This is a genomic window from Nitrosomonas sp. PY1, from assembly GCF_022836435.1.
Lineage (GTDB): Bacteria > Pseudomonadota > Gammaproteobacteria > Burkholderiales > Nitrosomonadaceae > Nitrosomonas.
In genome coordinates, this window is sequence record NZ_BQXC01000001.1 from 740,531 (window position 1) to 756,276 (window position 15,746).

17 protein-coding genes are annotated in these 15,746 nt (G+C 41.4%); 10 read left to right on the forward strand and 7 right to left on the reverse strand.

Features of this window, described 5'->3' with window-relative positions:
- Window positions 1-52 precede the first annotated feature (52 nt).
- From sufU to iscR, 7 genes are all read right to left on the reverse strand, one after another.
- Entirely contained in the window at window positions 53-541 is a 489-nt protein-coding gene (gene sufU, locus W03_RS03340; RefSeq protein ID WP_244071391.1) for a Fe-S cluster assembly sulfur transfer protein SufU, read from the reverse strand.
- Window positions 538-1,800, reverse strand: coding sequence for an aminotransferase class V-fold PLP-dependent enzyme (locus tag W03_RS03345; protein WP_244073685.1), 1,263 nt, complete (start codon window positions 1,798-1,800; stop codon window positions 538-540). Before W03_RS03345 ends, sufU begins: the two co-directional genes overlap by 4 nt.
- Window positions 1,800-3,110, reverse strand: coding sequence for a Fe-S cluster assembly protein SufD (gene sufD / locus W03_RS03350; RefSeq protein WP_244071393.1), 1,311 nt, complete (start codon window positions 3,108-3,110; stop codon window positions 1,800-1,802). The genes W03_RS03345 and sufD overlap by 1 nt, the downstream gene beginning before the upstream one ends.
- Window positions 3,107-3,901, reverse strand: a complete 795-nt coding sequence (gene sufC / locus W03_RS03355) for a Fe-S cluster assembly ATPase SufC (protein WP_244071395.1) — start codon at window positions 3,899-3,901, stop codon at window positions 3,107-3,109. The genes sufD and sufC overlap by 4 nt, the downstream gene beginning before the upstream one ends.
- Window positions 3,898-5,334, reverse strand: a complete 1,437-nt coding sequence (gene sufB / locus W03_RS03360) for a Fe-S cluster assembly protein SufB (protein ID WP_244071397.1) — start codon at window positions 5,332-5,334, stop codon at window positions 3,898-3,900. Before sufB ends, sufC begins: the two co-directional genes overlap by 4 nt.
- A 131-nt stretch (window positions 5,335-5,465) precedes the next feature.
- On the reverse strand, window positions 5,466-5,813 hold the full coding sequence (locus W03_RS03365; protein ID WP_244071399.1) for an iron-sulfur cluster assembly accessory protein: 348 nt from the start codon (window positions 5,811-5,813) through the stop codon (window positions 5,466-5,468).
- Window positions 5,814-5,839: 26 nt separating this feature from the next.
- Complete coding sequence (iscR, locus tag W03_RS03370) at window positions 5,840-6,301, reverse strand: Fe-S cluster assembly transcriptional regulator IscR (RefSeq protein WP_244071400.1); 462 nt, start codon at window positions 6,299-6,301, stop codon at window positions 5,840-5,842.
- Window positions 6,302-6,671: 370 nt separating this feature from the next.
- On the opposite strand from iscR, the gene W03_RS03375 reads away from it, so the two are divergent.
- From W03_RS03375 to W03_RS03420, 10 genes are all read left to right on the forward strand, one after another.
- Window positions 6,672-7,172, forward strand: coding sequence for a hypothetical protein (locus tag W03_RS03375; protein WP_244071401.1), 501 nt, complete (start codon window positions 6,672-6,674; stop codon window positions 7,170-7,172).
- A gap of 63 nt (window positions 7,173-7,235) precedes the next feature.
- Window positions 7,236-7,826 carry a response regulator transcription factor gene (locus W03_RS03380; protein ID WP_244071402.1) on the forward strand — a complete coding sequence of 197 codons (591 nt, stop codon included), beginning with the start codon at window positions 7,236-7,238 and terminating at the stop codon, window positions 7,824-7,826.
- 41 nt (window positions 7,827-7,867) lie between these two features.
- Complete coding sequence (locus W03_RS03385) at window positions 7,868-8,260, forward strand: RidA family protein (RefSeq protein WP_244071403.1); 393 nt, start codon at window positions 7,868-7,870, stop codon at window positions 8,258-8,260.
- A gap of 65 nt (window positions 8,261-8,325) precedes the next feature.
- Window positions 8,326-10,368 carry an ATP-dependent DNA helicase RecG gene (gene recG / locus W03_RS03390; RefSeq protein ID WP_244071404.1) on the forward strand — a complete coding sequence of 681 codons (2,043 nt, stop codon included), beginning with the start codon at window positions 8,326-8,328 and terminating at the stop codon, window positions 10,366-10,368.
- A 342-nt stretch (window positions 10,369-10,710) separates the two neighbouring features.
- Window positions 10,711-11,520 (forward strand): methane monooxygenase/ammonia monooxygenase subunit C, encoded by an 810-nt coding sequence (locus tag W03_RS03395; RefSeq protein ID WP_244071008.1) that lies wholly within the window; start codon window positions 10,711-10,713, stop codon window positions 11,518-11,520.
- 174 nt (window positions 11,521-11,694) lie between these two features.
- Window positions 11,695-12,519, forward strand: a complete 825-nt coding sequence (locus tag W03_RS03400) for a methane monooxygenase/ammonia monooxygenase subunit A (RefSeq protein WP_244071010.1) — start codon at window positions 11,695-11,697, stop codon at window positions 12,517-12,519.
- Window positions 12,519-13,781: a methane monooxygenase/ammonia monooxygenase subunit B gene (locus W03_RS03405; RefSeq protein ID WP_244071012.1), complete on the forward strand. Its 1,263-nt coding sequence runs from the start codon at window positions 12,519-12,521 to the stop codon at window positions 13,779-13,781. Before W03_RS03400 ends, W03_RS03405 begins: the two co-directional genes overlap by 1 nt.
- 175 nt (window positions 13,782-13,956) lie before the next feature.
- A complete protein-coding gene (locus W03_RS03410) occupies window positions 13,957-14,541 on the forward strand; it encodes a hypothetical protein (protein ID WP_244071405.1) in 585 nt (194 codons plus the stop codon).
- Window positions 14,542-14,620: 79 nt separating this feature from the next.
- Window positions 14,621-15,196, forward strand: a complete 576-nt coding sequence (locus W03_RS03415; protein ID WP_244071406.1) for a hypothetical protein — start codon at window positions 14,621-14,623, stop codon at window positions 15,194-15,196.
- A gap of 198 nt (window positions 15,197-15,394) precedes the next feature.
- A complete protein-coding gene (locus W03_RS03420; RefSeq protein ID WP_244071407.1) occupies window positions 15,395-15,745 on the forward strand; it encodes a copper resistance CopC family protein in 351 nt (116 codons plus the stop codon).
- The last annotated feature ends 1 nt before the right edge of the window (window position 15,746 follow it).

Consider the following 15,746-nt stretch of genomic DNA (forward strand, 5'->3'; position numbering starts at 1 on the left):
ATAATTTGTTTTGCTGTATTCTCAATGTGATGAAAAAATTAGTACTAGAAATTTACGCGGAGTTTCTATTTGCAGAGATAGTAGAATTTTTATTCGTTTCAGTAGATACAGTTGCAATAGAATTTAACGCAGCATGCAAGGTGTGCCAGGGCAAAATGGCACACTTCACGCGGGTGGGTAGATCGCGGATACCAGAAAAAACAGTCAACCGACCCAGTTGATGGGGCTTATTGCTATCCAGCTTACCGGTGGCAAGTTCACGAAATTCATGAATAAGTGTCTCGGCATGTGAAGGAGATTGATCTTTAACGGCTGTTGTCATCAGTGAAGCAGAGGCTTTGCAAATTGCGCAAGATTCACCTTGGAATGCAATAGCGTTAATTTGATTATCATGAATATGCAAAGTGATCTCTAAACGATCTCCACACAATGGATTATGCCCAGTTGCTTGATGGCTGGGTTGTTCTAGTTTGCCGTAGTTACGAGGCTTTTTGTTGTGATCCAGTATGACTTCCTGGTATAGAGAATTCGTATGTGTCATTGAAAAACCTTTTGTACGGTTCTAATTCCATCAACCAAAGCGTCAATTTCAGTTTTTTTATTATAAAAAGCAAACGATGCACGGGATGTGGCGGGAACACTAAAATGTTGCATTACCGGTTGAGCGCAGTGATGGCCAGTCCGAACGGCGATACCTTCTTGATTCAGAATTGTACCGATATCATGTGGGTGGATTCCCTCAACGGTAAAAGAAAGTACTGCGGTTTTATGTTTGGCCGTACCAATGATTTTCACGCCGGGAATTGCGCTGATCAATTCGGTAGCATAATGGAGTAGCTCAGATTCATAATGACCAATATAATCAATTCCAATTGATGTTAAATAATCGATAGCAGCGCCAAAGCCGATAGCGGCAGCAATGGGTGGTGTTCCGGCTTCAAATTTGTGCGGAATTTCGTTGTAAATTGTTTCTTCAAAAGTAACGGATGTGATCATGTCGCCACCACCTTTGAATGGTTGCATACTTTCCAATAGGCTGGCTTTGCCGTACAAAATACCGATTCCCGTAGGCGCACACATTTTATGGCCCGAGAAGGTATAAAAATCGCAATCCAGTTCTTGAACGTCAATAACCATATGAGGTGCAGCTTGCGCTCCATCAATCAAGACAGGAACATTGTTGTATTGATGAGCAAAATCAATCATTTCTTTAATGGGATTGATCGTGCCAAGGGCATTGGAGACGTGTATGAGACCGACAAATTTCGTGCGGCTATTAAACAATTCTTTGTAAACGTCAAATTTCAATTCACCCCGGTCATTAATAGGCACTACACGGATTTTAATACCCTTTTCTTCGGCAAGCATTTGCCAAGGTACGATATTGGAGTGGTGTTCCAGTGTGGTTAAAATAATTTCATCACCCGCTTGCAGGAATTTCCGGCCATATCCGTGCATGACCAGATTAATGGCATCCGTCGTACCGCTGGTAAATATCACTTCCCGATCTTCTCGTGCATGAATAAATTGCTGAAGCACGCCGCGAGCCCGTTGATATTCCCGAGTGGCTACTTCAGACAAATAATGAACGGCGCGGTGAATATTTGCGTGCTGTTCAGTTTGGTACTTTACGAGGCAATTAATGACCGTTTGAGGCATTTGACTGGATGCGGCATTATCCAGATAAATCAGAGGCTTGTCACCCACCTTGGTATTTAGGATAGGAAAATCAGCGCGAATCTTATCAACATTAAGAGCGGATGAAATTTGAGACCGTAATGTAGCGATAGGTGAGCGCATCATGAAACACCTTGTGTTTGATTAAGAACAATTTGCTCTAATTGTTGTTTAAGCGAAGTAATTGGGATACTGCTAATAACATCAGCAGCGAATGCATAAGTCAATAAATTACGCGCAGTAGCATTCGACAAGCCGCGACTCTCTAAATAAAAAATTTCTTCAGAATCCAATTGCCCCACTGTTGCACCATGAGCGCATTTAACATCATCTGCAAAAATTTCTAACTGTGGTTTGGTATCCACTTTAGCGGTACTGCTCAGTAATAAATTTCGACTGGATTGGGATGAGTTTGTTTTCTGAGCTTGTGGTCGTACTTTAATTTTGCCATTAAACACCGCATGCGCTGTGTCATCAACAATACACTTGTGTTGTTGATGGCTAGTGCAATTGGGTTTTACATGGTCGATACTGGTATGGGTATCGGATAATTGCTGACCGGAAATCAAAGTTAATCCATCGATTGTGCAATTACTATTTTCACCAGTTAATTGTACCTCCAAGTTGTAACGTGAGATTCGCGCTCCTAGCGAAACGCAGATCGATTGATATTGACTGGAATCTGCCAGCGAAACCGCACAGTTTGCTAAATGGTGCGCTTGTTTGCTATCACGTTGAACACGAACATGTTTAACTTGTGCATGGGCCGCTAAGTGAATTTCAGTCACCGCGTTGGTGATATAGGGTGATTGATTGATCGATACATAGTCTTCGATAAATGTTACTTTACTATCAGGGCCGCTGATAATTAGGGAACGTGGATAACTACTGACCTCTTGTTGTGATGCAATGAACAATAAATGTATCGGTTCTGTAATGTGTGTTTTTGCAGGTACGATAATCAATGCACCATCATGAAGAAAAGCTGTATTCAGAGCGGCAAAGATATCGTGATCAAATTTCGCGTAATGACCAAGATGAGATTCAATCGTCGATGCATGAGATGGCATCTGCGAATGCAAATTGCCGAGAATTTGTATTTGGGAGCCGGCAATATTCGACAGATCTGGAGAATAATGATGGTCTATAAAGACCAGTCGATTGGTTGCGTTTTGTAAACAAAACTTTTCGATATCGCTAAGCTGTAATCCCGATTGCCGCTGTGAGGGTGGGTAAGTTAAGCGTGTCAATGGGGAGATATCGGTGAAACGCCATTCTTCATCGTTTTTATTGGGTAGTCTTTTCGTGCTAATAGAATCAATTGCGCTTGCACGTAATTGGTTTAATCCGGTCAGTTCGCTAGCTGATTTTGCTGACCAAGATTTAAGTAAGTATTGAAGATAGTCATTACTGCTTTTTACGCTGTTACTCATGCGCTGACTCCTGTAGCCAAACGTTGATCGGCATTGATCCAGTCGTAACCACGAGTTTCTAACTCCATCGCTAGTTTTTTATCGCCAGTGATTACAATGCGACCGGCTTGCATAACGTGCACAAAATCAGGAACGATATAGTCTAATAAGCGTTGATAATGTGTTACCAGTATGATGGCGTTATCTTTATGAGCAATTTGATTCACGCCATTGGCGACGATTCTCAGTGCATCAATATCTAGACCCGAATCGGTTTCATCCAGAATGCTAAGTTTGGGTTCAAGCAATGCCATTTGTAGAATCTCATTGCGCTTCTTTTCGCCACCCGAGAAACCTTCGTTAACGCTACGGTCAAGGAAATCTGGTTTCATATCGAGCAACTTCATTTTTTCACGTACAAAATCATCAAACTCAAGCGGATCGAGCTCATCTTTTCCACGTTGCCCCTGTATCGTATTGTAAGCAAGCCGGAGAAATTGTGTATTCGCAACACCTGGTATTTCTATGGGATACTGAAACCCTAAAAACAAGCCTGCCCGAGCACGTTCTTCCGGAGGTAACGCTAAAAGATTTTTGCCCTCAAATTCTATAGTTCCTGCTGTAACTTCATAGGCTGAATGGCCTGCGAGTACTTTTGCTAGCGTGCTTTTTCCAGATCCATTTAATCCCATGATGGCATGGATTTCACCGCTTTTAACGGTTAAATTAATACCATTGAGAATCTCGGTAGCGTTAATGCTGGCATGCAAATTTTTGACCGAAAGTAATGTTGTGCTATTTTTGTCGATCATCCGACGCTCCCTTCTAATTTAAAACTCAATAACTTAGTGGCTTCTACCGCAAATTCCATCGGCAATTGCTGAAACACTTCCTTGCAAAAACCGTTGATGATCATCGAAACTGCTTCTTCCGCACCAATACCACGTTGCGATAAGTAGAACAGTTGATCTTCACCAATCTTTGATGTGGAAGCTTCGTGTTCTACTTTTGCCGTGTTGTTTTGTACTTGAATATAGGGAAAAGTATGTGCACCACATTGATCGCCGATGAGCATCGAATCACACTGTGAGTAATTCCGAGCGCCATTGGCTGTCGGTGTAATGCGCACTAGGCCACGGTAGCTGCTATTTGAGCGGCCTGCTGATATGCCTTTGCTAATGATGGTACTTCGAGTATTTTTACCAATATGAATCATTTTGGTACCAGTGTCTGCTTGCTGAAAATTGTTTGTCACAGCAACGGAATAGAATTCGCCTACAGAGTTATCGCCTCGTAAAATACAGGAAGGATATTTCCAAGTGATTGCGGCACCAGTTTCTACTTGGGTCCAGGAGATGCGAGAGTTAACACCTTTCGCTAAGCCACGTTTGGTTACGAAATTATAAATACCACCAATACCATTTTCATCGCCGGCATACCAGTTTTGCACGGTTGAGTATTTGATATCTGCGTTATCTAATGCAATCAATTCAACCACGGCAGCATGTAATTGATTGGTGTCAAATTGGGGGGCTGTGCATCCCTCTAGATAAGAAACTGATGCGCCTTCTTCAGCGATTACCAGCGTGCGTTCAAATTGACCAGATCCTTCGGTATTGATGCGGAAGTAAGTGGATAAATCCATGGGGCATTTTACGCCTTTAGGGATAAAGCAAAAAGAACCATCGGTAAACACTGCTGAATTTAAGGCGGCAAAAAAATTATCGCCAACTGGAACCACTGATCCAAGGTATTTTTTAACTAATTCAGGGTGATTGTGCACAGCTTCAGAAATAGAACAGAAAATGATACCGACCTCGGCTAGCTTTTGCTTGTAAGTTGTAGCTACAGACACACTATCAAAAATAACATCGACAGCTACACCTGCTAACGCGGCGCGTTCATGCATTGGTACGCCAAGTTTCTCAAAAGTACGCAATAATTCAGGATCGACTTCATCCATACTTGCTAGCTTATTCTTTGGCTTGGGAGCTGAATAATAGCTGATATCCTGATAATCTATTTTAGAATAATGGACATTTTGCCAATCGGGTTCGGACATGGTTATCCATTTTCGATATGCATCCAGACGGAATGACAAGAGCCATTCAGGTTCGTTCTTTTTGGCTGAAATTAATCGAATCGTGTCTTCATTGAGCCCTTTAGGAGCGACATCTGATTCAATATCTGTTACGAAGCCATGCTTGTATGGCTGATTAACCAAGCTTTGCAGTACTGCGCTCATTTGGTTTCTTCCTTTTTTCTTAATGTACGATGCAAAGCAAGAAAATTTATTTTTATGTTGTTTTATTGCCTTGCTTTTTGAATTATTTAATTATTATCATTTAGATAACTGACTGAAACTGAACATAAGATCTAATTATGCTCAATTGCTTTTTCTTTGACACTAAAGCTATCGCCGCAACCACACGTGCTATCAGCATTCGGATTATTAATTTTAAGCGTGTTATTGAGTCCATCTTTTACGAGATCCACTTCAGATCCAACTAGAAAAGATAGAATATCTGAAGCAATCGCAACTTTAACATTCTGAGATTCAAATATTTGATCGTTGGATTGAATGTCTTCGGTATAATCGACGATATATGAATTTCCAGAACATCCGGATTTTTTAACACCAATACGCAACATGGTACCTGGCTTCATTTTTGCAAGCTGTTGTTGGATATATTTTCCAGCATTTTCCGTTAATGTAATAGACATATATGCAGTCAGCGAATGATTTGTTTTCAGGCTACGGTTGTTTCACGCATATCGATCAATGGAGCGATATCTCTTGATTTTAGATTTTTCTGATTATCAACAAGTTCCTTTAAGGTGACAGCGCCAAGATAATCAAAAATGATTTCATTGAGTTTTGCCCATAAATCATGAGTCATGCATTTACTGTCATTATGGCAATTTTCTTTCCCACCACATTGCGTAGCATCAATCGGTTCGTCAACTGCAAGGATAATATCTGCGATAGAGACTTCACCGAGATCTTTGGCCAAACAATAACCGCCTCCAGGACCCCTTACGCTATCGACTAATTCGGATTGACGAAGTTTTGCAAATAATTGTTCTAAGTAGGAGAGTGAAATTTTTTGCCGTTGACTAATGTCTGCTAAAGTTACTGGGTTACTACTTTGTTGCAGAGCAAGATCAAGTAATGCTGTTACTGCGAACCTACCTTTCGTTGTGAGTCTCATAGAATAATCGCTCCTGTTTAAATGAATTAAAACTAATACTTGATTGAAATTCTCGCTAACCTGATTCGACCCTAATAACCGATCATTTTAGTCGACTATACAATACCCGATTGATTCAGTCAACTATAAGGTAAGTTTCCACAGTACGGAAGGCTTTTGCGGGGATATTTAGAAACCAAATTGGATGTCTTACCCCGGTAAATTTTAGCTTACACAGCGCTATACTGCTCAAGTCATCAATGAATTAAAATCACATGTAAAATAATCATTTTTGAAGATAGATTTTCTATGGCGATAAAGTAAGATGAATTACCAGGGTTATTATGCCGAATTATTGTTTATAAATATTAAATGCTTGAAGGAGAGATAGATGCAACCAATTACTATAATGGTTGTTGAAACTGGTCAGAATCAAGCTATATCGATACAAGATTTTGAAGGAAACAGCGATATTAGAGTCTTAGATAGAAGTAAATCGAATGATTGCGACTTAGCTGAACCGTTGCTACAGGAACAAGAAATTACTGTTGATTTTATCGAGAGCACGTTAGAAAAAATAGATCGTCTAAATCCTAAAACAGTTCTAATCAATGCCAACTCAACCGTTCAGGAGTACTACGATTTACTGGTTGCTATGCACTACCAGCGACCGAACACTCAGGTGATTTTGGTTGTTAATGATTCCATCTCGGAAGATTGTATTCTTAAAGCTTTATCTTGCGGAGCCCAAGGTTTTATAACGAATGAATTAAGCGCGCTTGATTTTATAAAAGTTGTCAATGCAATCGATCAGGGTGAAATTTGGGTGTCACGCAAAATTCTTACGAAAGCGATGGATCAAGTTTTTCTTCTTAATAATTTGGCTTCTTGAGAATTGATTTTGATCATCCTCGCTAGTATCAATAAAGAAACTTTATTCTGTTGGAAATCTGCGTTGTCAAAAATAGCCTTTTTGAATTCGTATAATACTTTCTCAGTACTTAAGAAAAATCTACAACAGCTAAATCCTCAATTGATTTTAATTGATTGCGAATTACCTGGATTTATGGGGTATCAGTCCATCCAAGAATTATTAGCTATCAGTAAGCAAGCTAAAATCGTGCTTTTCGGACCGAATCTATCAGATGAGGTTGAATGGGGTTTTTTTAAAGCAGGAATCAAAGGATATTGTCCAGGCAAAATTTCTACCGAGCAACTTAACAAAGTTATTAGCGCTATTTTACAAGGAGAGTTATGGATACGTCGCACATTAACACACCGTATTTTGGATGAGCTAATTAAAACAACACATGAAGAAAAACGTACAAAACAGTTTATTCAAAATGCAATAGCAAGCTTGACTCATCGTGAAAACGAAATAGCATTATTAGTGGCCCAAGGAGAAAGTAATAAAGATATCGCATACCGGTTAGCGATTACTGAGCGCACCGTGAAAGCGCATTTAACAGAAATCTTTAAAAAAATGCAGGTTACGGATCGCATTAAAGTTGCACTTATAATTAAAGATCTCATTCAGTCACGATAATTTCTTGGAAATATTAAGGACAATAGCAATAAGGAAATAACATGATTAAACAAGTAATTAAAACCACCAATGCACCTCAAGCCATCGGTACTTATTCACAAGCCATACGAGTTCGGAGCGGTGGAGATACCGTTTATTTATCGGGACAGATTGGATTAGATCCAGATACGATGCAAATGATCGATGGTATCGATGCACAAATTCGCCAGGTTTTTAATAACTTGCAATCGGTCGCAACAGCCAGCGGTGGTGATCTGGGTGATATCGTCAAGTTAAATATCTTTCTAACAGATTTAGATAATTTTGCATTGGTGAATGAAATTATGGCAAGTTATTTTTCTCAACCTTATCCAGCGCGAGCAGCAGTGGGGGTCAAAGCGCTTCCGCGTGGCGCACTAATTGAAATGGATGCAATTATGGTCGTTCAAGGCTGAGCGATAGCCACTTGTATTCTGCTTCATGCCGTCCATCTGGAATGTATTGACTATCCAGAATGATAATGACTATTAATAGCGGTATTCGAGAGAAACTATCTCGGTTAGGTATTAGAAACACACTGGACTTGATTTTGCACTTACCTATTCGCTACGAAGATGAAACGCACTTACTTCTAATAGGAGATTTGTTGCCTGGAAAAACTGCCCAGATTGAGGGAACCGTTATTCATAATGAAGTGATTATGTGCCCAAGAAGGCAATTGTTATGTCAAGTTGAAGACAGTAGTGGTTCTTTAGTGATGCGTTTTTTGCATTTCTATACTAGTCAAATCAAAGCCTATGCGGTGGGCAAGCGAGTCAGATTGCTGGGGGAAGTGCGCGATGGGTTTTGGGGAATTGAAATGGTGCATCCCAAGTGCCGGGTAATTGAGCAGCAGGGAGAGATGCTTGCGGGTGCATTAACACCGATATACGCTACTACAGTAGGCTTAAGTCAAAAGACACTAAGTAAATTAATTGCACAGGCTTTGCATGATGCCGAACAATCGCGGATTCTGATCGAAACTTTACCTAATTCTATTATTGAGAAACATGGCCTTGTAGGTTTGTGGGAAAGCATTTCAACTTTGCATTATCCGTTGCCTGATGTTTCACTTGAAATGTTACATTCGCATTCACATCCAGCCTGGCGCCGTATCAAATTTGATGAATTACTGGCGCATCAATTGTCGATGCGTATGCACTATCGTAAACGGCGATCTAGTTCTGCTCCTGTATTATCAAAGAAAAATCATTTGATTCAGAGATTTATTGAGGGATTACCGTTCACATTAACATCAGCGCAGCATAAGGTCATTGCAGAAATCAGTCAAGATTTGTCGGTAGCATGTCCTATGCATCGCATGCTGCAAGGTGATGTTGGTAGTGGTAAGACCATTGTCGCAGCAGTAGCGGCATTGCAAGCCATTGAGAGTGATCATCAAGTGGCGATTATGGCGCCAACTGAGATTCTTGCTGAGCAGCATTTTGAAAAATTATCGGCTTGGCTGACTCCACTTGGAGTCGATGTGATTCGGTTATCAGGTAGTCAGAATAAAAAGCAAAAACAGAAAGCTCAAGATGAAATTGCACAAAAAACCGGGTTACTCGTGGTTGGCACGCATACATTATTTCAGGATCGCATAATGTTTTGTCAGCTTGGTTTGGTTATCATCGATGAGCAGCATCGTTTTGGTGTACAACAGCGCTTGGCGCTACAACTTAAAGGTACGCAATCTAATGTAGTGCCTCATCAATTAATGATGACGGCAACTCCCATTCCGCGCACACTTTCAATGAGCTATTATGCGGATCTCGATGTGTCAATCATTGATCAATTGCCACCCGGTCGAGCACCGTTAATTACTAAATTAATTGCAGACAATCGTCGTGACGAGATTATCGAACGGATACAATATGTTTGTCAGCAAGGTAAGCAAGCTTATTGGGTATGCCCTTTGATTGAAGAATCCGAGGCATTGCAACTGCAAACAGCGTTGGAAACATATAACAGCTTAAGTAAACTACTACCTAAGCTGGTAATAGGCTTGGTGCATGGGCGTTTATCATCCCAGGAAAAGAATGAGGTGGTGAATGCTTTTAAGCAAGGCTGCATTCAATTATTGATTGCAACCACAGTGATTGAGGTTGGTATAGATATTCCCAATGCTTCTTTGATGGTGATTGAAAATGCTGAACGTATGGGGTTATCGCAATTACATCAACTGCGCGGTAGAGTGGGGCGTGGATCGGAAACGAGTATTTGCATACTAATGTATCGTCAGCCGCTGTCGGAAATTGCTCGGCAGCGGCTTAAAATTATTTTTGAAACTACAGATGGTTTTGAAATTGCGCGACAAGACTTACATCTTAGAGGACCGGGAGAGTATCTTGGTGCACGCCAAAGCGGAGTGCCAATGTTACGATTTGCTGATCTAGAGCAGGATTACGATCTGTTGATAGCAGCGCAATCGGTGGTTGACGAACTACTAAATCACTACCCTGATCTTGCAGAAAAACATATTGATCGCTGGCTGGGGAATAGAGTGGCGTTTTTACGAGTATAAATGAAATATTTTACATTTAAATTTGAATAAATTTTATTAAAGAGATCAGTCGCTTTGACTTTCTTTTTATCAGTTGTAAATAAAGGGGAATTAGGGGGGGTGGTAATTAAGTTAAGTTTATAGGACATATTTTATGACAAATAGTTCTTGACGAGTTGGGGGTATGTCGACTAGCCTGGAGGGTGTAGCTGGGTTGGGGGGAAATATACTCTGATTTAGTTGCTAAAAATTTAAGTATAAGAGCAGTAGAAGATAGAATAATTCGTGAAGAATTAGGTAGTAAGTAATAAAAAAAGAGAGAGCAGTATATTTAATTAACGAAGAGCGGTAAGGAGGTAGGATATGGCAACGACGTATGGCACGAGTAGTGCGAGTAAGAGTGCTGATTATGACATGTCGCTGTGGTATGACTCAAAGTACTACAAATTAGGCATGCTGACGATGTTATTGGTAGCGATATTTTGGATATGGTATCAAAGGACATTTGCATATTCGCATGGAATGGATTCGATGGAACCTGAGTTTGACAAGGTATGGATGGGTCTGTGGCGAGTACACATGACACTGATGCCGCTGTTTGGGTTAGTGACATGGGGTTGGATTCTGAAGACTCGTGATACGAAAGAGCAATTAGACAATTTGGACACCAAGCTGGAGATCAAACGTTATTTTTACTGGATGATGTGGTTGGGTGTTTATTTGTTTGGTGTTTACTGGGGCGGAAGTTTCTTTACGGAACAAGACGCATCTTGGCACCAAGTGATTATTCGTGACACGAGCTTTACGCCAAGTCACGTAGTGGTATTTTACGGTTCGTTCCCGATGTACATTGTATGTGGTGTAGCGTCATACTTGTATGCGATGACCCGTCTGCCGCTGTATAGCCGTGGCACATCCTTCCCGTTGGTGATGGCAATTGCTGGTCCATTGATGATTCTGCCGAACGTAGGGTTGAACGAATGGGGACATGCATTCTGGTTCATGGAAGAATTGTTTAGCGCGCCATTACACTGGGGCTTTGTGATTCTGGGTTGGGCTGGTTTATTTTCGGGTGGAATTGCAGCACAAATCATTACCCGTTATTCAAACCTGACCGATGTAACCTGGAACAATGCTAGCAGAGAAATTCTGAATAACCGCATCGTTCCTTAAATAAGGAGCACATCGGAGTTTTTCGTTAGGCGACGAAGGGACTTTCGGTGAAGTGGGTACGTTAGTCTCGTAGGCTAGGGGAAATAATCTACGAGGCTAGCGTAAGAAAAGAATAAATAGGCGCGAGGAAATTGGGTCTATGAATTTAAATAAAATGAATATAGGGAGGGTCTAGTGAGTAGAACAGACGAAATTATAGCGGCGGCCAAGATGCCACCGGAAGCGGTAAGGATGTCGAGATACATTGATGCGGTGTATTTTCCGATTCTGTGTATTCTGTTGGTAGGAACATTCCACATGCACTTTATGCTGTTGGCAGGTGACTGGGATTTTTGGCTTGATTGGAAAGATCGTCAATGGTGGCCGGTAGTAACCCCGATTGTGGGCGTTATGTATTGTGCGGCATTGATGTACTATTTGTGGGTAAACTACCGTCTGCCTTTTGGCGCGACACTGTGTATCGTGTGCCTGTTGGTAGGTGAATGGTTAACCCGTTACTGGGGATTTTACTGGTGGTCACACTATCCACTCAACTTTGTACTGCCATCGACCATGATTCCTGGCGCATTGATGTTGGATACGATCATGTTGTTGACAGGTAACTGGTTGATAACCGCGTTATTAGGTGGTGGATTCTGGGGATTGTTTTTCTACCCAGGCAACTGGCCGATATTTGGCCCGACCCACTTACCAGTGGTAGTAGAAGGCGTACTGTTATCAGTTGCTGACTACACGGGTTTCTTGTATGTACGTACTGGTACACCGGAATATGTGCGTTTAATTGAGCAAGGTTCATTGCGTACGTTTGGTGGTCACACGACGGTTATTGCTGCGTTCTTCTCGGCATTCGTATCGATGTTGATGTTCTGCGTATGGTGGTATTTTGGTAAAGTTTACTGCACCGCTTTCTACTATGTTAAAGGTGAAAGAGGACGTATTTCTATGAAGAATGACGTAACTGCTTTTGGTGAAAAAGGCTTTGCACAGGGGATCAAATAATGAATATGAAAAGCATTTTTAAACTAGGCGTGTTAGGTCTTTACGGAGCTGCGATAGGTGCGGCATCATTAGCGCTGACGTTGGGCGCTGATGTAAAAACGGCATCGGCACATGGTGAACGTTCGCAAGAGCCGTTTCTTCGGATGCGTAGTATTCAGTGGTATGACATGAAATGGCAACCGAAAGTCACGAAAGTGAACGACATTGCTACGATGACTGGTAAATTTCACTTGGCAGAAGATTGGCCACGTGCGGTAGGTAAGCCTGGACGTGCGTTTTTTAACGTGGGCAGTCCGAGTCCGGTGTTTGTACGCTTGAGCACCAAGTTAAATGGTCACCCGACCTTCATATCAGGTCCGTTAGAAATTGGACGCGACTATGAATTTGAAGTGAAACTGAAAGCACGGATACCTGGACGCCATCATATGCATGCGATGGTAAACGTGAAAGACGCGGGTCCGATTGCAGGTCCTGCATCTTGGATGAACATTTCAGGTAGCTGGGATGACTTTACCAATCCGATTACCACATTAACGGGTAAAAACATTGATCTGGAAACTTTCAATTTCAGCAATGGTGTATTCTGGCACTTGGTATGGTTGGGTCTTGGCTGCTTCTGGATTGGCTACTTTGTAGCGAAACCGATGTTCTTGCCACGTAGTCGGGTATTGTTGGCGTATGGAGACGAATTGCTGACATCACCGACGGACAGGAAATTTGGTCTTGCGATGGCGATTCTGACCTGTGCGATTGTATGGGGTGGATATCGTTATACAGAAACGGTTCATCCGTACACGGTACCGATTCAAGCGGGTGAATCTAAAGTAGAGCCATTACCGATTGCACCGAATCCGGTAGCGATTAAAGTTACGCATGCGAACTATGACGTACCTGGACGTGCGTTGCGCGTTACGATGGAAATTACCAACAATGGTGACTCACCGGTTAGTATTGGGGAGTTCACTACAGCGGGTGTTCGTTTTGTTAACAAACTGGGTCAAACACATTTAGATCCGGACTATCCGAGAGAATTGGTTGCGACTGGTTTATCGATGGATGATGACAGAGCGATTCAACCTGGTGAAACACGTGAAGTTAAGATGGAAGCCAAAGATGCGTTATGGGAAGTACAACGTTTGATGGCGTTATTGGGTGATCCTGAAAGCCGTTTTGGTGGATTGCTGATGACTTGGGATGACAGTGGTACACGTTATATTAACAGTATTGCGGGAGCCGTTATTCCAGTGTTTACCAAACTATAATCGAAGATAGATTGGTTTAGGTTTAAACACAAAGCGCCGGTACACCGCTGTCGAAAGACAGATAGGGTACCGGCGTTTTTATCGATGTAAGAGAAAAATAGAAGAAAGAAAATATAAACGAAAGTACTAGATGCAAATAAGAAAAATAAAGTACTTAAGCACAGGAGGATCTGTTGTGACTAGGCAGAAAATATGGACAGGGATTTCTGTATTTATTTTTGCCATGGTATTTTATACAAGTACAGTACAAGCACATGGTAAAGTAGCGATAGAAGAAGACAGTTGTATGCGTCGAATTGGCGAGAATATGATTCACTTAAGCACCTATCAACCGCAGATTGATGAAGAAGGACACTACTGCACCGACATACCAAAGATAGGCAACAGCATATTGGTAATAGATTTGGTTGATCCATCGCTACGGGATATGCCGATAGGGATCAAAATAGTCAAAGGCAGCAGCGTTAATGAAGGTGAAACGGTAAAGCATATTCAACCTGCATTATACGAAGATGGCGTCATTAGTACACAAAGCAGTTTCGATCAAGGGAAATATCTGGTGCTAATCACAGCCGAAGGGGTTCCGCCGCTCAATTATGAATACCACTTACGGGTAGAAATGGTCAATTATGCCAATGTATTTAGGGCATCGATTGGACCGATTGTGGCGTTATTGCTTACGACGCTGCTAGGGTATAAACTTTTCAAATCGAAACGGTTTAGAAGCTGGTTGGCCAACCGGGGATCAAAAAAAAATTAGAGAATCATCAGCATTAGGTAAGAGTAAGAGAACTGAGATTAACAAAGCAACTAATACATTAACAACAGGAAGATTAATAATGTCAGGAAGAATCGCAACAATAAAGCAAGCATTATTAGCAGTATTACTTACAGCGGGAATAGCAATGACAGGGCAAGTACAAGCGCATGGTGGCTTGGCACTTGCGGAGGACATGTGTGTTTTGACGGTAGGGCCATACCGGATGCATTTTACTGGATACCAACCACTGTCGCAGGAAGAAGAATTCTGTGAAGACATACCGGAAGTAGGCAAGACCGTAATTGCATTGGATTATATACAAGAAGAATTACGGCCGCTCACTACTGAGGTTCGCATCATACGAGATACTGGATCGGAAGAAAACTTGGATGAGATCACGGTGTTTCATTTGCCACCGAAAGTCTATCCATCTGCATCGATTTCAGTGGATCACACCTTTCCAGAGAAGGGTAAGTTTGTGGGGTTGGTCACTGTAACGGGTGGGGCACAAGACTATATATCACGTTTTCCGTTTTCTGTCGGAGAAGGGCGTCCTACACCGAAGTCAGCCATTATTGCTCCTATTGTGCTAGTTATTGCCGTGGTAGCGTTCTTCTTGATGCGTAAAAAGAAGAATAATTCCGCAGCAGCTTAAAGAGAAATAGCTTCAGTAATAAGTCAGTAAATATCTATTAAAGACAAGCTCAATCTAATATTGAACTTGTCTTTAAATACTTCATCGTATTTTAGAAGTATTCTAGATAATCATTAAACAAAATAAATAGAGGTTATTGTGAAGAATAATAATATTCAATCGAAATCATTTACTATTAGTCAAACAGTCTTTTTATTAATGGCTATATTATTGCTATTGTGGCACTCGAATCCGGTAATGGCGCATGCGGCATTAGTAAAATCTGATCCGCCTCGCCGAGCTACACTTTCAGCTTCACCTAAGCAAATACAATTATGGTTCAATGAAAAAATTGAAGGGGCTTATGCATCAGTTGTGTTACTGGATTCCAACAAAAAAGCTTTGACGGAAAATAATCCCGAGGTTGTCGCTGATGATCCAAAATCACTAGTACTTAGTATTCCGGAAATTGGTACCGGAAAATATACAATACAATATCGTGTGATGTCTGTTGACGGTCATGTGATTGAATCCAGTTTTGATTTTAATGTCAAAAATAAAACTCCGTAAG